Raw genomic sequence first — 17,396 nt, 5'->3', positions numbered from 1 at the left:
CGAAACGGGTACGAGCTGGAGCAGAAAGAGAGTGATCACTGATGACCGACGCGATCAGCACGCCGGGGACTGTCGAGCAGGCAGGTATGGCGCTGCCATTGCCTCGTGGAGAGGTGTCGGCCGCGGTGGCAGGGATTCTGCGTGGGCTGCCCGCTGCTCGATCACCGCTGCCCCGGATTACGCATTCAGTACACCACCTTTGATCAACCGTCGCCGTACAAGGCGTGGTGAAATGCCCCAGTGCTCTCGCTGACTGTGCGCCGGATCGGGCAGAACCCTGTAACGACCCCACTGTTACTGTCCGTTCCGCATCGGATTGAACGGGATGTGCTCGGTCCGGTGCCAGTGGAGTCCGGGCTCCACGGCGAGGGGGTGTGGTTCGTCCGTCATTGTGGCGAGTGCTGTTGCGACTTCTTCGATGCCTGCGCGGGTGTACGGAAGAACGAAGTCGGTGCCGTCACATACGGATTCGACGCTCACCGAGGCCGAGATCCCTTTCCCCCTCGGGGCATCGGTCGAGGGAGGCCCCGGCATGTCCCTGGGCCTCCCCCGCGCGCTGACACTTGCCGACGAACCCGCTGGTGACTCGCCCGCCTGGGTAGCTACGGCTCACGCGATGCATCAACCAGCCGGACGTGTCGGCGATGTATTCCATTCGCAACTGGTTCAGCCGAAAGCTTCCGCAATTCACCGGCGCTGTCACGAAGCTGATCGTAAACCCGATCGTGGCGCAACTGGTTGCCGCGGCCGGAGGCGCGCTCGTGGGCCAGTTCCAGCAGCAGTTCGGATCCGACCTCAACTCTTAGCTCGAGCGAGACCGCGACAGGACCGGATGAGTCCTCGGTGTTCCTCGGCAGCACCGAACCCGGATTCCGTACGCCGATGACGCTCACCGACTGGGAAGCTCTGCCCAAGGAACAGGGGGCGCTCAATCCCGTTTCAAAGGAATTTATTTCACGTATCTTCGGCGCGTGAACACCAAGAACCGCACGGTCCGAGCAGGATTCGCCGCTCTTGCCCTCGCGGCGGGCCTCGTCGCTGTCGCGGGGCCGGCCGCAGCCGAAATACCGCTCACACCCGCCACTGCGGATCCGATCTGGGGCGCGACCACCGGTCCCATTCCGACCGGTAGTGCCGTCGCCGCCAGCCAAGGCAGCTCCCAGGCCGGACTGCCGAACCTCGCGGGTCCGCTGCTCGCTGCGCCCGCCGACCTCCTCAACGTCCTGCTCGGCGGTGCGCGCCCCTGCACCCTGTCTGCCACCTGCAACGGGATCGGATAACACCTCCGCCACCGCAAGACGAGAAATGCCCTTCGCTCATCGGGATCCGGTGGGCGAAGGGCCTTTTCGATGCTTCAGGCGATCAGGCCCAGCCGGCCTCGAAGCGGGCGAAGCCGGTCACGGTGACACCGGCCTCCTCGCGATCTCGCGCTCCTTGGCGACGAGCTCGGCCGGACGTTCTCGCGGGTCAGGTACTTGGCCTCGAGGGCCGGTATCGGTCACGGTGCCGGGACCGCTCTGCCGCGCGAATCCTGCATCAGTACGCCATTTTGCGCACTTATCTGTGGTAGGTCCTTAGCGCCGGGTCTCGGGCCACTGTTCAGGCAAACTTGAACTACCTTGTCCGGCAACGTATCTCGACGCTAGCGTCGGATCTGGGGGGCGAATGCACTACTACCCCCTGGTCGACCGAGGATCTGATTCGTCGACGCTGGGGGGTGACGAGGCTAGGTGGCGTAGCGCTCGGCGAAGACGACCTGTTCCAGCGGGCGCCGGCCTGGGTGCGGTGGGATGGTGGCGGAGTGTCCGATCGTCACGATGACGGCGATGGCCAGATCATCTCGGTCCTCGATGCCGATCGCCTTCTTCACCAGATCGGGATCCCAGCCGTTCATCGGAGCCGACGCCAGCCCCAGCGCCGTGGCCGCGAGCATGGCGTAGGTGGCGGCGATCATGGCGTTCTTCACCGCGTTCTCCCGCAACAGTCCGCGGCTGTGCAGGTCGCGGAATTCCGCCCGGCTGTCGAACATGGCGGTGAACTCAGCGTTCCAGGCGCCGCTGCGCCCGGCCGAGTCGGCGATGTCGGTGTTCGGCGCCTTCCATGCCGCACTGTCGGCCACGAAGACCAGCGCCACCGGCGCCTCCTGGGGCTGTGGCTGCCCGAAGGCCGCCTCCGAGAGCCTGACTCGCCCGGCCTCGCTGGTCACTACCACGATCGATCGGTCCTGCATGTTCCAGGCGCTGGGGGCCTGCATGGTGAGCTCCAGCAGTTCGGTCAGCACGTCCGGGTCGATCGGATCGGGGAGGTAGTGGCGGACGGTGCGGCGCCGGTGGATCGCTTCCGGGACAGACAAGGTATCGGCTTTCATGAAACTAACTATCGGAGAGTGGCAAACTTTTTGAAAGAAGGCACCTTTCGGTTCGTTACGATGGTCGGGGTGCGCACACATGTCGAATCCTCGGGCCTGCCGGCCGATGTCTTCTCCGCTCGCTGCCCCACTCGTCAGGTGCTGGACCGGATCGCCGGCAAATGGACGGTCCTGGTCATCGACGCGCTCGCCGGCGGGACCATGCGCTACACCGATCTGCAGCGCCGCATCGAGGGCATCTCCCAGAAGATGCTGACCCAGACCCTGCGCGAACTGGAGACCGATGGTTTCGTCATCCGCACCGTCCATCCCACCGTCCCGCCGAAGGTCGAATACACCCTCACCCCACTGGGTTACAGCCTGCGTGCCCCGATCACCGCGCTGCGTGAATGGATCGAGGCCAACATCAACGAGATCGAAGCCGCCCGAGCGGGTTCGCGGCAACACCGTGACTCGGCTGACCAACAGTCGACGAGTTCCTGACCGTCCCGCAATTCGCTGCCGTACGGGCCTTTCGGAACGGATTCCGTGGAACGAATTCCGTCGCCATTCCCGGTCCGACCGCGCCCCTCGGCGAACGGGTTTCGCCGAGGGGCGGCGTCGGTCAGTTGTAGTCGGAGACGAAGCCGAAGTTGAAGTGGTGGCCCTTGGAGGTGCAGGAGATCACGCCTCGGAAGCCGCTGCCGGTGCAGGTCGCTCCGCCGTAGGTGAGGGTGGCGTCGGGGCCGTAGGGGGAGTTGGAGCCGGGGACCGGGCCGCCGCCGGTGAGCTGGGGGCTGCCGGGGCGGCCGTGGAGGCCGAGGGGACCCAGGGCGGGGTGCGCCGGGAGGAAGGGGACGTCGATGGAGATGTTCGAGATCGACAGGCCGTACCAGCGCATGTCGTAGTTGGTGATGTCGCATCCGACGTCGCCGTTGGGGCGGATGGCGCAGCTGGCCAGGTTGCTGTAAGTGAAGTAGACCGTGTCGCCCACCAGGTAGTCGGCCGGGTCGGCGACCACGGTCTCGGCGTTCGCGACCGCCGATCCGGAGATCGATGCGGCGGCTACCGCCAGGGCGGCTCCGGCGAGGGCGGTGCTGATGCGAACCGGTGATGCCATGGCTCTCCTTCAGTGATGATCGTGCTCGGATTGCGGACGTGTTGCCATCGGGCACACCGGATTTCGTGTCACGTCCGCCGGCGCCACGCTAGTGGGTCTCGCTGGCAATTCACTGTCAGGCGTCCGCAGCGGTCGCGTGCGCAGGTGATGGCTCAGATCGCCCACCAGCCCGAGGCGCCCGAGCCGCGGTTACTGCCGGAACCCCTTGACCGGCTATGCGCTCATCAATCGCCGCACGGCGGCGGCGACTTGTCCGGGTTGTTCGGCAGGGATGATGTGTTCGGAGACCGCGTCCTCGAATTGCGCGCCGACCTGGTCGGCGTACCGGCGCTGGTATTCGCGCATGAGGTCGAGATTGCGGGCCTGGTAGCTGGCGGCGTGGATCGCCGAGATGACGACGATGCCGGATTTCGGCGGTTGTGGTGGGCGGCGGCGGAATTCGTCGATCGCCGCCGCGACGGCCGCTATCTCATGGCGGGTTTGGGCGAGGCCGGCGGGGGTGAAGTCTTCGGCCAGGCTGACGGCGTAGCTATCGGCGGGGAACTTGCGCCCGTAGGAGCGGGTCAGTATTCGCATCAACGGTGGGTAGTGGCTCAGCGCCTGCTGTACAGCGAGGATGCGGTCGGTCTTCTTGACGGTCGGCGTCCAATTGTCGTAGTTCGGAGCGGCTTCCGGTGTCGGGTCGATGAGGACGAGCCCGATCGGCGACAACGTTTCCGCGGCGCGGCGCACGATCAGCCCGCCCATACTGTGGCCCACCAGGATCAGCCGCTCCGGCGCGAGCTCCTCGACCAATGCCACCAGAGTGGCCGCCATGTCGTCGATGCTCTGTGGCGCGTCGGCACTGCCGCTGCGGCCGCGACCGGCCCGGTCGTAGGCGACGGTATGCGCGACATCCGCCAGTAGCGGTGTGACTCGATCCCAGAGTGTCCGCCCGGCACCCGCCCCGGATTCGAACACCACCCAGGTATCCCCGACGCCAGAGACTTCGAAGTAGATCTCGGTGCCGCACAACATCAGTCGGCGCCCAGGAACATTCCGCATCGCGGTCACCCTTCAATCAATCCCAACTTTGGTAACGATACCAAATATGGGATAGTAGCGGTATGGACCCCACCGAGTTGCTGCTCCACCCGGTCCGGTTGCGCATCATCCACGCGCTGTCCGGCGGCCGGTTACGTACCGCCGGCGAGTTGTGCGACCGCATGCCCGACGTGCCCCGGACCAGCGTCTACCGGCACCTCGCCCTGCTCACCGAGGGCGGAATGCTCGAGATCGGCGATGAGCGGCGCGTGCGCGGCGCGGTGGAACGCTCCTATCGGTTGCGACCCGACCGCCCGACCGTCTCGCCCGACGTGAGCAGCGTGATGACGTCGGAAGACCACCGCCGAGGGTTCGCGGCCGCCATGGCCGTCCTGATCGCCGAGTTCAACGCCTACCTCGATCGAGCGGACGCCGACCCCGTGGCCGACTCGGTCGGTTACCGCCAAGGCACCCTCTGGCTCAGCCCGGAGGAGCTCGACACCATGCTCATCGGCTTCCGCGACATCGTCGCACCCCTCGCCGCGAACAAGCCCGGACCGGGCCGCAGACCGTACTTGATCAGCCCGATCCTTTTCCCAGGCGAGGAACCACCATCGCCGAGTTGACAGTGCGCCACTCGGCATCCGACACCTCCGACGAACCCCCTGTGCGCCCATCGCTATATCGATGTTCGGAAAACGATTCTCAACACCTGGAGAGTGTGGTTGACGTGATCGGATCGAGTCCGAACGCGCTGTCGGGGTGATCGGTTGAGGCACAACGGTTGTCGACGATGTGATTGACGCTTCGGGCGGTGTCGACAGGGCTTTTGCGGCAGCGCCCCGAGTGTTTGTTCGGTCGGGCTGTGCGGAGGTCCGATGCTTTCGTCACGCCGACACGATTTCGAAAACCGGGTGGGTGCGGGCGTTGTCGAGGAATTGCTGTGGTGATGAGTCGACATCCACATCCAGGTAGGGCAGCACGAAGAACCGTCGATACAGCGCCACAATGGGTTTGGGAACGTGTGGCGGTCCCGTCACCAGCGATGCGCGGAGTACCTCGGCCGCTTGATCGGTGGGCAACTCGACGGCTGTCACGGACTCGAGGTGCCTGCCCTGGCGCAGCGTCGCCATCCCTTGCGCCGCACGCAGGTTGCGCACCCAGTTCACCGTTCCATAGGACGCGACTAGATATCGTCGGTCGTGTTGTTCGAACACCGCCAGCGGCGTCTGGACGGCGTGGCCGGTGCGCCGTCCGGGCACGGTGAGGACACGGAAGGTCCACATCGGCAACCCGGCGCGTATCACGGTCCGCATCCACGCGTTGGATGCCCTGACACCCCACCCCGCTCGATACGGTTTGGCCATGATTTCGAGGGTTCACCTGTCCACGGGTGAAGGCAAGGGCCCAAGAGCAACCTCGACGAAGTCGGGTCGGTCAGCTGGGCCGGTCGTCGAGCCGACAGCAGCGTGGTGATCGCGGCCGCTGAGCCGACCGCCGGTTTTCGGTCCTCGTCGGCAGGTACGCCCCGGATATGCCTCTTCCGACCTGACAAGGTCCTACTGGTGCTGATCCGGCCCGCCTGCCCAGGCCGGTGGGAGGATCTCGGTTGAAACGTCGGCGATTTCGCGAAGGCGGGCCGGGGTGACGCCCATGCGGCTCAGTTGGATGAGACCCTGGGTGGTCATGATGACATTGGCGCTCAGGGCTGAGAGGAGTTCTTCGTCGGCCGGGCCGGTGGCGATCATGGCGCGGCGGAGGCGTTCGGCGACAGCGCTTTCCATGGTGGCGGTGGTGCGAGCGCCGATGGTCGCGACTTCCGGGATGCGGGTGCCCAGGTGGGCGATGCTATTGATCATGAGGCAGCCGCGGCGGTCGGGGTGGGCGGCGCAGTCGTCGATGACGGCATGGCAGAGGGCGCGGACGGCGGCGCGCGCCGATCCGGGGGCGGATTCGATTGCCGCGCGGACGAATCGGGCGCGCTGGTCGCAGTAGCGTTCGAAGGCGGCCAGGAACAGGCCGCGTTTGTTGCCGTAGGCGCCGTAGATGCTGCCGTTGCCGATGCCGGTGGCGCGGGAGACGTCCTCGACCGAGGTGGTGTCGAAGCCTTGCGGCCAGAAGAGTTCGATCGCGGCATCGAGCAGCGCCTGCTCGTCGAACTGTCGCGGTCTACCCATGGGACTCACCGTATCAATCTGCGATCTCGAGCACTCTACTTGTTCTGGAGGCGCGCCTCCAGAATACTGGTTGACATGTCCTCAATATCTTCCGATACCGCCCGTCGCCGGGTGGGGATCCTCGTGTTCGATGGTGTGAAGATGCTCGACTTCGTCGGTCCCGCCGAGGTTTTCATGGAAGCCAATCAATCGGTGAACGGGTACGAGGTGGTCTTGCTCTCGGCCGACGGGCGGGATGTGCAGACCTCGATCGGTGCCCGGGTCGCGGTGAGCGGTGCGGCGGCCGAGGCCGGGAGGTTCGACACCGTGGTGATTCCGGGGAGTGAACTGCCGGCCTCGGTGTTCGTGACGCCCGAGGTGCTGGCGGCGGCTCGGCATCTGTCCGCGCACACCCGGCGGCTGGTGTCGATCTGTAGTGGGACGGCGGTGCTGGCAGAACTCGGGCTGCTCGACGGGCGGCGGGTGACCACGCATTGGAAGTACGCACCGGATCTGGCCCGGAAGTTCCCGGCCGTGAAAGTGGAGCCGGATGCGATTTTCGTGCGGGACGGCAATCTCTACAGTTCGGCCGGGGTGGCGGCGGGCGTGGATCTGGCCCTCGCCCTGGTCGAGGAGGATCACGGTGCGGACGTGGCGCGGCGGGCGGCCCAGCTGCTGGTGGTGTACATGCAGCGGGCGGGTGGGCAGTCGCAGTTCTCGGCTTCCCTGACCGGCCCGGTGCCGCGCAGTCCGCTGGTGCGCACGGTCGTCGATCTGATCTGCGCCGATCCGGCCTACCCGCATACGGTGCAGACCCTCGCGGCCCACGCCCGGGTGAGCGTGCGGCATCTGACCCGGCTGTTCCGGTCCGAGCTGGAACGCTCACCGGCCGAATACGTGGCGTTCATCCGCTTCGGCGTCGCCCGGGACATGCTGCACGCCGGGTGCTCGGTGACCGAGGCGGCCATGGCGGCGGGATTCGGCAGCAGTGAGGCGCTGCGCCGGGCTTTCGTTGCCCGCCTCGGCGTTTCGCCGCGCCAGTATCAGCAGCGTTTCCGCACCACGGGCTCGGCGAAGTGGCCTGCGCTGCCGGAGCCCGCCATCGCGGCCGTGTCCTGAATCGGGGTTTTCACGGCCCGCAGTGAGGGGCGGCACGCACAGGTCCCAGATGAAAATATCTCGTCACCGCCGCAGCGGCCACCGAAATCTCCTGAACGGCACCGTCGTTCATTGTCCCTTCCATCACAGTAGAAAGGCACACAACCATGTCTGGAAACCCGCACGGCATTTCGCTCGAACCGGCCGCACAAGAGTTCGTGGACGCCACTTCGCAGCCGCCGTTCCTGTACCAGCTGCCGCCGGAGGAGGGCCGTAAAGCCGTTGACTCGGTGCAGGATTCGCCGATCTTCAAGCCGGAGATCGACGAGGAGTGGATCATCGTCGAGGGTGGCCCGACCGGGTCGGTGCGGGCGCGCATCGTGAAGCCGCAGGGCGCGGCCGAGCCGTTGCCGGTGATCGTCTACACGCACGGCGCGGGCTGGGTGTTCGGGGACGCGCACACTCACGACCGGCTCGTTCGTGATCTCGCCGTCGGAGTGCACGCCGCCGTCGTGTTCCCCGAATACGATCGCTCGCCGGATGTGCGGTACCCCGTCGCCAACGAGCAGTCGTATCGAATCGCGCAGTGGGTCACCACCGATGGGGCGAGCAAGGGCCTGGACGCTTCCCGGCTGGCGGTCGCGGGTGATTCGGTCGGCGGCAATATGGCGATCGCGCTGACGCTCATGGCGAAGGAGCGCGGCGATGTCTCCTTCGCCCAGCAGGTGCTGTTCTACCCGGTCACCGACGCCAACTTCGACACCGGATCCTACGAGCGATTCGCCGAGGGCTACTTCCTCACCCGCGAGGGCATGCGGTGGTTCTGGGACCAGTACACCACCAGCGCCGAAGACCGTGCGCGCATTACCGTTTCGCCGTTGCGCGCCACCACCGAACAGCTCGCCGGATTGCCGCCCGCGCTGGTCATCACCGCCGAAGCCGACGTGCTGCGGGACGAGGGCGAGGCGTTCGCCGGCAAGCTGCGCGATGCGGGCGTGCCGGTCACCCAGGTGCGCTACGGCGGGATCATTCACGACTTCGTGATGGTGAACGCGTTGCACGACACGCATGCCGCGAAAGCCGCTGTGGCGCAGGCGGTCGCGACACTGCGTGCGGCGCTGCATCCCTGACCGCACCGCCGGGCGAGGCGATCCGCGCCCGGCGCAACCGTCCTGTCCGATCACGACCCCGGAGCCATCCCCATGACCACCACCCCCACAGTCATCCTGGTCCACGGCGCTTTCGCCGATTCCTCCAGCTGGAACGGCGTCATCGAAATCCTTGCCGCCGAGGGCGTTTCCGTGCTCGCCGCGGCCAACCCGCTGCGCGGCCTCACCTCCGATGCCGCCTACGTCGCCTCGGTCGTCGACAGCATCGACGGACCGGTGGTGCTGGCCGGGCATTCCTACGGCGGCAGCGTCATCAGCGTTGCGGCGCAAGGGAAGCCCCAGGTCACCGGGCTCGTCTATCTGGCGGCCTTCATTCCGGAGGCCGGTGAGAGCGCGCTGGCGCTGACCGACAAGTTTCCGGGCTCGACCCTCGGCCCGACCACCCGCCCAGCGTCCTACCCGCTGTCCGATGGCGCCGATGGCACCGAGTTGTACATCCGACAGGACGAATTCCCGCAGCAGTTCGCCGCCGACGTGCCCGTTGCCACCGCCGCGGCCATGGCGGTGACCCAACGGCCGGTGGCGCTGGCTGCGCTCCAGGAACCGGCTGCGGCGGCCGCGTGGACGAGCATTCCGGCATTCGCGCTGCTGACCACCGACGACAAGAACATTCCGCTGGAAGCCCAGCGGTTCATGGCCGAGCGCGCGCAGGCCGAATCGATCGAGATCGCCGCGTCGCACGCGGTGACCGTGTCCCAGCCCGGCGCGGTCGCCGAGCTGATTCTGCGTGCAGTGCGGCAGTCGAACTGACCCGTCCGGTGCGGTCGGCCGGCTGAGGGCGGTCATGCACACCGACGCAGTCCTCCCCGTGGACCGCGTGAACCCGTTCGACCTGTCCACGCCGGTCGAGGTGTTCAGCCGAATCCGGTTGCCGGACACCCATGCCGGGTATCGGGTTCGGCTGTGCGTGGAACGCCCGCAGATCGCCGCGGGACTGTTCACGCCGTGGGGGCTGGAAGGGCTGGATGCGGCGGGCACCCTGGTGATTCCGGGGACCGCCGATCCACTCTGATCGTTTTTCGAACACTTCAGCGACGCGGGCGGACGGGATGGGGGAGCTGGTAACGACCTCATCATCGGTCGGCCACGATCGGGCAGCGACCGGTTGAGAAGGCCGAGCTGTTGGTATGCGCTTAGATGTCGGCGCAACACACAACCCCGACGGTTGAGCCGATACGAGGGTCGCGCCCCACGTGCATTACCAGGACGCTGGGGCGGGACCCTTGTCCAACCGATGTGATCAGCGGGGGATGCGCTCGTGCAGGGTGAGCAGGCTGTGATCGAACGCCGACACCGTGCCGGGCTCGGCCGGTGGCACGGTGGGCAGCTCGGGTAGCAGCTGCTCGGCCAGGGCGCGGAGCTTGGTGTTGGTTTCCTGTGACCGCCACACCAGCAGCTTGAATGCCTGCTCGTCGTTGATGCGGTACACGCGCATCAGTACACCCTTGGCCTGCTCATTGTTCGTCCATTCCTTCGGCATGACTGCGTTTTTCGGTCAGGGGAGGTGCGGCCTCGTGGAGGCGAAGATGTCGTGATACCCGCGAAGCGGACGGTGAAACGGTCGGGAGTGGCCGCCCCGGCGGTCTGGTGATGCCGACCGACCACGAGCTGGTCCCGGGACGATGAGTCCCGGCTGTTTCCCGGCCACCGCACGGGGTACGCGCTCAACGACCACGAGCGAACGATGGCAGATCGGGATTGATCGATGGGGTGGTGACCGATGAGTGGAACCCCTCAGGATGCTGGGATCGGCGGCAAGTACTGGCCGGCGACCGTGCTTGTCGATCTGTCGAACGACGGGAGGGCGCGTGTGTACACAGACGGTGCGGTCCCGGTGTCGCTGTCCGGCGCGGTGGCGGTGCGGCTCCCGGCCGACGCCCGAGAGCTGGCCATGCTACGCGCGCTCACCGAAACCATCATGCTCACAGCCGATTTCACGATCGATGTGGTGACCGATGTGCGGGTGGCGCTGGACGAGGTGGCCACCGCGTTGATCGCGGCAGCCGTGCCCGGCGCCTGGATCGAGTGCGACTTCCTCTTCGACGAGCACCGGATGCGGGTCCGTGCGGCGGCGGTGACCAGCAGCGATGGCGGGCTGATCGAGCACAGCTTCGGCCGGCGCTTCGTGGAGGAACTGACCGACTCGATCGCGGTGAGCCGTGCGGACTTCGACACGGTGCGGTGCGGATACCCGGTCGTCGTCGAGCTCGTCCGGTGTCGCGGAGACACGGGCCGGGAGTAGCCCAGGAACAAGGACACAGTCATCGGCGCGGCGGCTACGGATCCGATTGCGTCCGTGTGTGTTCCGATGGCGTGTCGTCTGCGGTCATGACCGGCTCCTCGGGCGGCTTCTCGTCGCCTGCCCGGAGAAACAAACTCCTTGTCGTTGTTCGTTTCTCGCCTACCCCGTCTCGACGGGTCTATGCACTGACCTGTCGAGCCGACTCGCGCGCCCGCACGCGCCGCAGCGTAGCGCCCGATCGCCCGAGCGCGCCCGTGCGGCGAAAGATATCGCAGTACTGCGAAATGGACTGAGGCGACGTTTCGGGTGCGGGAACGCGGGTAGGCGAGGAACGGGTCACGTCGGTGGCCCTCGAATACGGCACCCATGGGAAGGAGACGATCATGAGCGCAACCGACAAGGCGAAGAACAAGGCCGACGAGCTCGCCGGCAAGGCCAAAGAGAAGGTCGGCCAGGCGACCGGCGACAAGCAGCGCGAGAATCAGGGCAAGGCCGAGCAGGTCAAGTCCAACCTGAAGGACGCGGGCGAGAAGGTCAAGGACGCCTTCGAGAACTGATGCGCGGACGCCGCCGCACCGACGATGCCGGAGCGCCGTGCCGACATCGTCGTCCGGCAGCTGCGGTCGCGGTCGCGGAACTGCTTGCCCGGCACCGGATCTGGCGGCGCGCCACCCACGCCGTCCCGGCCTGATCACGGACCGCCACGGTCCGGTATCCCCGGTCCCGCGTTGACCGGGCCGTGGCATTCGGGTCGCGCGGTTCGCCACCGCGCGGCCCTTGGCCGGGATCGGTGGATCCGCGAGGGAGGCGAGCGAATCGCGACAGCTGAGGCGGAGAGTCGGCCCATCGCTGACGAAGGGAACTGTCATGACGCATCGGCGCATCGCAGTCACCGATGCCGTTGCACGGCAATCGTTGTCACGGCTCGAGTTTGCGGACGCCATCCTTCGCGCCGCTGTCGGCCCGGAACGAACCCACATGGTCGTCACCCGTCTGCTCGGGGGCCGGATCGGTTTCGGCTCGATGGCCTGCGGTCCCCGCGGAGTGTTGTCCGTGCATTCGCGAATTCGCTGTTCTCCGGGCCGATTCTGGCCGAGTTGGCAGACATCAACGTGATCGACCTGCTCGATCGTGCCTGGGACGCCGGCCTCGTCGTCGCCTCCGGCGCTGGGCACATGAATGCTCGACAGATTGCATGAGGTGGCAATCGCCCGGCTCGAAGGAGTCGGGCGAGACGATGAGACGAGAGGAGAACTCCGGTGTCAGCAGAACTCGAAGGCGTTCGCGTCCTGATCATTACCGCCAATACGGGGGTGGAGCGCGACGAGATAGCGGTACCCAGGGATCAACTGCGTGCCCGCGGCGCGCACGTGACCCATGCCGCGGTGGAAGCGATCGATGTGTACACCTACCGTCACGATCTCATTCCGTCCGAAACGCTGCGGCCGGACGCCGCCCTCGCCGATGTGGATCCCGGCGGGTTCGACGTATTGGTCATTCCGGGTGGCACGGTCAATGCCGACAAACTCCGAACCGACTTCGGGGCAAGGGAACTGGTCCGATCCGTAGTCGCGGCCGGCCGTCCGATAGCCGCGATATGCCATGGTCCGTGGCTGCTCGTCGAGGCGGCGGTGGTGGCGGAGAGGACGGTGACCTCGTATCCGTCGTTGCGCACCGATCTGATCAATGCCGGCGCGGCCTGGGTCGACGAGCCGGTCGTCCGCAGCGATGGCGACGGCTGGACGCTCATCACCTCACGCAATCCCGACGATCTACCCGATTTCGTCGATGCCATCGCTGCGGAGTTCAGCGTCCGGACGTCGTGACGCAGCAGTCCGCCTGTGCTGGCGAGGAATTAGTGTCTGCGAGCACGTGGACGCCGAACCCTCCGGAGCCGGGTTACGGTGCGGGGTAGTTCCGTTCGGCGAGCAGACGGATCAGGTGCGCGGTGTTCCGGGTCGGGGTGTGCCGGCGGTGGCATGGTCGCCGCGGCCACGACAGGGTTGCCCGAACGGGCGGAGCAGGGAGCCAATTACGACTACCGATACGTGTGGATCCGCGACCAGTGCCTGGCCGGGGGGCAGTAGGGGTGAAACGGGTGAGGGCACCGTCAACGACGATGGCACCTCGATGGTGAGGGCAGCGGTCGAGTCGCGACACGCCCGCTGTCGGCAGGGTTGGCCCGGATGTCGAGCGCGTGCCCGTTAGGGAATCATGCATGCGGGTAAACGGCAGGCAGGAGGTGGATGAACGTGGTTATTATTATTTCTCGTTCTGCTGCTCGCCCTCGTGTTCGCTGGACTGGGATTCCTGGTGAAGGTCCTGTGGTGGATAGCCATCGCCGTGCTGGTGGGCTGGGGATTGGGGTTCGTTTTCCGCACCGCTGATTCCTCAGGCGGCCGTGGCCGCTGGTACCGCTGGTAGCTGCTCACGGTTTGTCGGGCATCAGGCGACCCATCTCTGCCCGGTGCCGTCGATTCTCGCGCATTGGCGAGCAACATCCCGGCAGGCCGAACGATCTCCCGAATACGCAGGTCCACACCTCGCGGGGTATCTCCGCCGATGTTCGTGGCGACCCCGTTTTCGTTCGGAGGAGTTGATCATGCCGACCGAGACCACTACAAGAAGAATGCTCCCGCCACCGTGCGGCGAGCTGTCGGCTGCGGTGATCGACGCGCTCGGAAAGCCCGCCGGCTCGCTGATTCCGGCAGCATCGGCGCCCGCTGATCCTTTCGGCCGCGACCTGCAGGTGGCGCTGCATACGTGCTATGGCCTGCACTATCAGGGTTTCGACGGTGTGGATGCGGGTTGGGAATGGGATCCGGGCCTGTTGAGTGCACGGGCGGAGCTGGAACGCCGTTTTCTCGAGGCGCTGCGCGCGGAGACCGTTGCCGGCGATGATGTGGAGACCGAACTCGAGGAACTGTTGATCGTTCCCGATGAGGAGTCCGGCGTCGCAGCCTTTCTGCGGGACCAGGGCGAGCCCTGGCAGGTGCGCGAGTTTTTCGTGCACCGCTCGATCCTGCACCATCAGGAGGCCGATCCGTACGCGTGGTTGATTCCGCGGTTGCGCGGTCGGGCCAAGGCGGCGCTCGTGGCGGTGGAGTTCGACGAATTCGGCGGTGGCCGCGCTGACAGGATTCATCAGCAGCTGTATGCGAATCTGCTGAAGGGGGCGGGCCTGGATCCGTCGTATCTGTACTACCTGGATGTCGTGCCGGCGCCGATGCTCACGATCGTGAACATGATGTCGCTGTTCTGTCTGCATCGCGGCCTGCGGGGTGCGGGTGTCGGTCATTTCGCGGCCGTGGAGATCACGTCCTCGCCGGCGTCGCGCCGCATGGTCGAAGCCTTGGACAGGCTCGGGGCAGATCCGGCGTGTATCGCGTTCTATCGCGAACATGTCGAGGCGGATGCGGTCCACGAACAGCTCATGCGGCGCGAGGTGATCGGAGATCTGCTCGCACGCGAACCGGGCACGCGGGCGTCGATAGTGTTCGGAATCCGCGCCACGAATCTGCTCGAGGACCGTTTCGCCGATCACGTGCTGAGCTGCTGGCGTGACGACCGTGGGTCATTGCTCGGCCCGGAAACTCTCGGCGCGAAGGAGGACGATTCGATGGCTCGCCTTGCGAGTAAGAAGCGAATTCGTGGCTATTCGCGGTAGGTGCTGGTGATTCGCACCGCTGGTGTGTATCGGCCACAGGCCGACACACACCTGCTCATCGCCGCGATGACCGATGCGGGCATTCCACCGCACGGTCGTGTTCTCGATGTCGGTACCGGAACCGGGGTACTGGCGATCGAAGCGGCGCGGCTCCAGGCCGGGTCGGTCACTGCCGTGGACATCTCGCGGGCCGCGTTGGCCTGTGCGTGGATGAACAGCCGGCTGCGGGGGCTCGAGGTCGAGTTGATCCACGGCGACTTCCGTTCGGTGTTGCGCGGCCGGCGCTTTGAGGTGGTGATATCCAATCCGCCGTATGTGCCATGCGCGGACAGCGGTCCGCCGCGGGGTGCGGCGCGATGCTGGGACGCCGGGGCAGACGGCCGGGCGGCCGTCGACTCCCTGTGCCGGCTCGCACCCGAATTGCTTTCCACGACTGGAACATTGCTGATGGTTCATTCTGCATTGTGCGGCGTCGACGACACCCTCATCGGCCTGCGTGAGGTGGGGTTGAAGGCCGCGACAGTGGCCAGGGCGAGTGTCCCGTTCGGCCCCGTGCTTCGCCGGCGCGCCCGATGGCTGGTCGATCGCGGACTGTTGGGCCCCGGCCAGAGTCACGAGGAACTGGTGGTCATCCGTGCCGATCGAACCCGAAAATAGCCGACGCACAATCACTTACACCGCCGACGGGCCCATGCTGATCGAGGGACCGGTGCAACTGGTGACCGAGCAGGGCCGAACGATCGTCTGCCACCGATGCGTGGTGGCACTGTGCCTGTGCCGCCGCTCGGCGATCTACCCGCTGTGCGACACGAGCCATCGCAGACGCCGCCACTGACCACGTCACCGGGGACTACCGCTAGCCCGTGAACGGGTTGCGACGCTCGATCAGCCGCTTGTACAGCGTCTGCTGGATCGTTTCGCGGACCTGATCGGTGACCTCGAACATGGTCATCGGATCGTCAGCGGCCTCGGGGCCGTACGCGCCGGTGGAGATGGGCTCACCGAACTCGATGTGCCACTTCGACGGCAGCGGGATAGCGCCCAGCACACCCAGGTGTGGGAACAGTGGCGTGACCGGGAAGTACGGCAGCCCGAACAGCCGGGCCAGCGGCGTGAGGTCGGCCAGTTTCGGATAGATCTCCTCCGAGCCGACGATCGAGCACGGGATGAGCGGCACACCGGTCTTGAGGGCCACCGAGGCGAAGCCGCCGCGCCCGAACCGCTGCAGCTTGTACCGCTCGCTGTAGGGCTTGCCGACGCCCTTGAAGCCCTCGGGGAACACGCCCGCCAGCTCGCCGGTGCGCAACAACCGCTCGGCGTCGGTGGGGCAGGCCAGCGTGTGCCCGGCCTTGCGGGCCAGCTCGCCCAGGATCGGCAGCTCGAAGACGAGGTCGGCGGCCAGCAGGCGAAGCGCCCGCTGCTTGGGATGGCGATCGTGCACGGCCACCTGCAGCATCAGCGCGTCCAGCGGCAGCACCCCGGCGTGGTTGGCCACGATCAGCGCGCCGTCGAACTCGGGGAGATTCTCGATGCCGCTGACCTGCACCCGGAACCACAGCTGCGACAGCGGCCGCAGGGCCGGCAGGATCAGCGACTCCAGCAGGTGCTCGTCGAGGCCGAACTCGTCGAGCCGGTAGTCCCCGGTGAGGCGGCGACGCGCGAAATCGACCGTGCCGCGGACGCCCGCGGTGAGATTGCCTCGCACCAGATCGCCGAGGGTCACGGTCGTGCCTCGAAGTCGACCTCATCAGGCCGACCCGCTGCGGCCACATCGCATATTCCTGATTCCGGCGAGAAATTTCGTCCATGCCGCGTCGATCCATCGAGGATCGATGACGTTGGTGGCGCTGCGTCCCCTACGAAGTCGTCGAGTCCCCGCACCGTGGCCGGGCGCGGCTGGAATCCGAGGTTGGCCGGTATCGGGTGGACAGAGCTGATCTGCTCGGCGGTGGCTTCTCGCGGCCCTATGAACGAGCGGCCAACGGTGCCGAACAGTGGCTGCGAGCGTCCGACCAGCGCGGCGAGTTTCCCGATACGCATGAGGTGAACCACCGTTCGATTCGTTCTGGGAACTGCAATCGTGGAGTGTGGAGCACAAAACGGGACGACCGGTTCGATGGTATCTCGGTCCAGCCGCGCCCACCGGCGTGGGTGACTGCTTCGACCCTCTCGACCGGGTCGACTCCGGGGGTTCGTCCCACCGGCGCCAGGTGAGCGGAAAGCCCTGTGGGCCAAGGAATTTCGGAATCCACACCTACCCGCACCTGCACCGGCCAGCGCCCGTGCTCCAGCAGGTCGCGCTCGTGGTGTGGCTCGGGATATCGCAGACCGACGCCCGCTCCTGCGGCATCGTCGATTTAGACCGGGCGACTCGAGTTGAAGGCCGCCTGGCGAGGGCAGCCGAATATGGTGGGGGACAGGGTTGTTCACCTTTGTCCGCCGGGCTCTGAGCGCGTCCACCAGGGCGTCGGCGATGGTCTGGTCGTCGGGTATGGACAGGGCGGCAATGATGCGGCGGTGGTCGATGTGGCCCAGGTCCGGGCGTCGGTTCTCGCGCATCCAGTCCGCGATCTG

General features: G+C 66.5%; 23 protein-coding genes and 2 pseudogenes. 17 read left to right on the top strand and 8 right to left on the bottom strand.

Translation table 11 applies throughout. From position 1 onward, the window contains the following. The first annotated feature begins 635 nt into the window (after positions 1-635). The 3 genes from ACFXN1_RS11980 to ACFXN1_RS11970 are packed head-to-tail and all read left to right on the top strand — an operon-like array spanning position 636 to position 1,280. Complete coding sequence (locus ACFXN1_RS11980) at positions 636-806, top strand: hypothetical protein (RefSeq protein WP_379463557.1); 171 nt, start codon at positions 636-638, stop codon at positions 804-806. A 37-nt stretch (positions 807-843) separates the two neighbouring features. Continuing rightward, positions 844-975, top strand: a complete 132-nt coding sequence (locus ACFXN1_RS11975) for a hypothetical protein (RefSeq protein ID WP_379436832.1) — start codon at positions 844-846, stop codon at positions 973-975. Beyond that, positions 972-1,280, top strand: coding sequence for a hypothetical protein (locus ACFXN1_RS11970; RefSeq protein ID WP_379387938.1), 309 nt, complete (start codon positions 972-974; stop codon positions 1,278-1,280). Before ACFXN1_RS11975 ends, ACFXN1_RS11970 begins: the two co-directional genes overlap by 4 nt. A 446-nt stretch (positions 1,281-1,726) precedes the next feature. On the opposite strand, the gene ACFXN1_RS11965 is transcribed toward ACFXN1_RS11970, so the two are convergent. Continuing rightward, entirely contained in the window at positions 1,727-2,368 is a 642-nt protein-coding gene (locus ACFXN1_RS11965) for a nitroreductase family protein (protein WP_379436831.1), read from the bottom strand. Between the two features lie 69 nt (positions 2,369-2,437). Here ACFXN1_RS11965 and ACFXN1_RS11960 point away from each other — a divergent pair, with 69 nt between their 5' ends. Beyond that, positions 2,438-2,851 (top strand): winged helix-turn-helix transcriptional regulator, encoded by a 414-nt coding sequence (locus tag ACFXN1_RS11960; RefSeq protein WP_379436829.1) that lies wholly within the window; start codon positions 2,438-2,440, stop codon positions 2,849-2,851. 121 nt (positions 2,852-2,972) lie between these two features. On the opposite strand, the gene ACFXN1_RS11955 is transcribed toward ACFXN1_RS11960, so the two are convergent. Then, positions 2,973-3,467: a hypothetical protein gene (locus tag ACFXN1_RS11955; protein WP_379396352.1), complete on the bottom strand. Its 495-nt coding sequence runs from the start codon at positions 3,465-3,467 to the stop codon at positions 2,973-2,975. A gap of 213 nt (positions 3,468-3,680) precedes the next feature. Then, entirely contained in the window at positions 3,681-4,511 is an 831-nt protein-coding gene (locus ACFXN1_RS11950; RefSeq protein ID WP_379436828.1) for an alpha/beta fold hydrolase, read from the bottom strand. A 62-nt stretch (positions 4,512-4,573) separates the two neighbouring features. Between ACFXN1_RS11950 and ACFXN1_RS11945 the strand changes: the two genes are divergently transcribed. After that, positions 4,574-5,116, top strand: coding sequence for a helix-turn-helix domain-containing protein (locus ACFXN1_RS11945; protein ID WP_379436826.1), 543 nt, complete (start codon positions 4,574-4,576; stop codon positions 5,114-5,116). Between the two features lie 261 nt (positions 5,117-5,377). Here ACFXN1_RS11945 and ACFXN1_RS11940 read toward each other — a convergent pair whose 3' ends face one another. Then, positions 5,378-5,857: a nitroreductase family deazaflavin-dependent oxidoreductase gene (locus ACFXN1_RS11940; protein WP_379436824.1), complete on the bottom strand. Its 480-nt coding sequence runs from the start codon at positions 5,855-5,857 to the stop codon at positions 5,378-5,380. Between the two features lie 192 nt (positions 5,858-6,049). Then, a complete protein-coding gene (locus ACFXN1_RS11935; protein WP_379396344.1) occupies positions 6,050-6,667 on the bottom strand; it encodes a TetR/AcrR family transcriptional regulator in 618 nt (205 codons plus the stop codon). A 75-nt stretch (positions 6,668-6,742) separates the two neighbouring features. Between ACFXN1_RS11935 and ACFXN1_RS11930 the strand changes: the two genes are divergently transcribed. From ACFXN1_RS11930 to ACFXN1_RS11915, 4 genes are all read left to right on the top strand, one after another. Beyond that, a complete protein-coding gene (locus ACFXN1_RS11930; RefSeq protein WP_379436823.1) occupies positions 6,743-7,765 on the top strand; it encodes a GlxA family transcriptional regulator in 1,023 nt (340 codons plus the stop codon). Positions 7,766-7,911: 146 nt separating this feature from the next. Further along, positions 7,912-8,874 carry an alpha/beta hydrolase gene (locus ACFXN1_RS11925; RefSeq protein WP_379436821.1) on the top strand — a complete coding sequence of 321 codons (963 nt, stop codon included), beginning with the start codon at positions 7,912-7,914 and terminating at the stop codon, positions 8,872-8,874. A gap of 72 nt (positions 8,875-8,946) precedes the next feature. Beyond that, complete coding sequence (locus tag ACFXN1_RS11920) at positions 8,947-9,663, top strand: alpha/beta fold hydrolase (RefSeq protein WP_379436819.1); 717 nt, start codon at positions 8,947-8,949, stop codon at positions 9,661-9,663. A 34-nt stretch (positions 9,664-9,697) separates the two neighbouring features. After that, the gene (locus ACFXN1_RS11915; RefSeq protein WP_379436818.1) at positions 9,698-9,925 is read left to right on the top strand and encodes a hypothetical protein; all 228 of its coding nucleotides are present in this window, start codon (positions 9,698-9,700) and stop codon (positions 9,923-9,925) included. Positions 9,926-10,153: 228 nt separating this feature from the next. Here ACFXN1_RS11915 and ACFXN1_RS11910 read toward each other — a convergent pair. Continuing rightward, a pseudogene (locus ACFXN1_RS11910) lies at positions 10,154-10,369 on the bottom strand (ANTAR domain-containing protein); the annotation flags it as partial. A gap of 264 nt (positions 10,370-10,633) precedes the next feature. Here ACFXN1_RS11910 and ACFXN1_RS11905 point away from each other — a divergent pair. Beyond that, entirely contained in the window at positions 10,634-11,155 is a 522-nt protein-coding gene (locus ACFXN1_RS11905) for an anti-sigma factor (RefSeq protein ID WP_379436816.1), read from the top strand. Between the two features lie 383 nt (positions 11,156-11,538). Then, positions 11,539-11,712, top strand: coding sequence for a CsbD family protein (locus tag ACFXN1_RS11900; RefSeq protein ID WP_379436814.1), 174 nt, complete (start codon positions 11,539-11,541; stop codon positions 11,710-11,712). A gap of 361 nt (positions 11,713-12,073) precedes the next feature. Here the strand turns inward: ACFXN1_RS11900 and ACFXN1_RS11895 are convergent, their stop codons facing one another. Beyond that, the gene (locus ACFXN1_RS11895; protein WP_379436813.1) at positions 12,074-12,214 is read right to left on the bottom strand and encodes a hypothetical protein; all 141 of its coding nucleotides are present in this window, start codon (positions 12,212-12,214) and stop codon (positions 12,074-12,076) included. Positions 12,215-12,414: 200 nt separating this feature from the next. Here ACFXN1_RS11895 and ACFXN1_RS11890 point away from each other — a divergent pair, with 200 nt between their 5' ends. The 6 genes and pseudogenes from ACFXN1_RS11890 to ACFXN1_RS11865 all read left to right on the top strand — a co-directional run bounded on the left by ACFXN1_RS11890 (position 12,415) and on the right by ACFXN1_RS11865 (position 15,657). Then, positions 12,415-12,981 (top strand): type 1 glutamine amidotransferase domain-containing protein, encoded by a 567-nt coding sequence (locus ACFXN1_RS11890; protein ID WP_379436811.1) that lies wholly within the window; start codon positions 12,415-12,417, stop codon positions 12,979-12,981. Positions 12,982-13,110: 129 nt separating this feature from the next. After that, a pseudogene (locus ACFXN1_RS11885) lies at positions 13,111-13,233 on the top strand (glycoside hydrolase family 15 protein); the annotation flags it as partial. Between the two features lie 211 nt (positions 13,234-13,444). Beyond that, positions 13,445-13,579, top strand: coding sequence for a hypothetical protein (locus tag ACFXN1_RS11880; RefSeq protein ID WP_379396327.1), 135 nt, complete (start codon positions 13,445-13,447; stop codon positions 13,577-13,579). Between the two features lie 178 nt (positions 13,580-13,757). Next, entirely contained in the window at positions 13,758-14,822 is a 1,065-nt protein-coding gene (locus ACFXN1_RS11875; protein ID WP_379436810.1) for an iron-containing redox enzyme family protein, read from the top strand. A gap of 6 nt (positions 14,823-14,828) precedes the next feature. Continuing rightward, positions 14,829-15,479: a HemK2/MTQ2 family protein methyltransferase gene (locus tag ACFXN1_RS11870; protein ID WP_379396323.1), complete on the top strand. Its 651-nt coding sequence runs from the start codon at positions 14,829-14,831 to the stop codon at positions 15,477-15,479. Between the two features lie 34 nt (positions 15,480-15,513). Beyond that, positions 15,514-15,657 (top strand): CDGSH iron-sulfur domain-containing protein, encoded by a 144-nt coding sequence (locus ACFXN1_RS11865; protein ID WP_379436808.1) that lies wholly within the window; start codon positions 15,514-15,516, stop codon positions 15,655-15,657. A gap of 21 nt (positions 15,658-15,678) precedes the next feature. Here ACFXN1_RS11865 and ACFXN1_RS11860 read toward each other — a convergent pair whose 3' ends face one another. Beyond that, positions 15,679-16,545: a lysophospholipid acyltransferase family protein gene (locus ACFXN1_RS11860; RefSeq protein ID WP_379396320.1), complete on the bottom strand. Its 867-nt coding sequence runs from the start codon at positions 16,543-16,545 to the stop codon at positions 15,679-15,681. Positions 16,546-17,396: the final 851 nt, after the last annotated feature.

The sequence above is a fragment of the Nocardia sp. NPDC059154 genome, from assembly GCF_042755705.1.
Classification (GTDB): domain Bacteria; phylum Actinomycetota; class Actinomycetes; order Mycobacteriales; family Mycobacteriaceae; genus Nocardia.
Note: the sequence above shows the minus strand (reverse complement) of the source record. Positions and strands in the feature narration are given on the sequence as shown.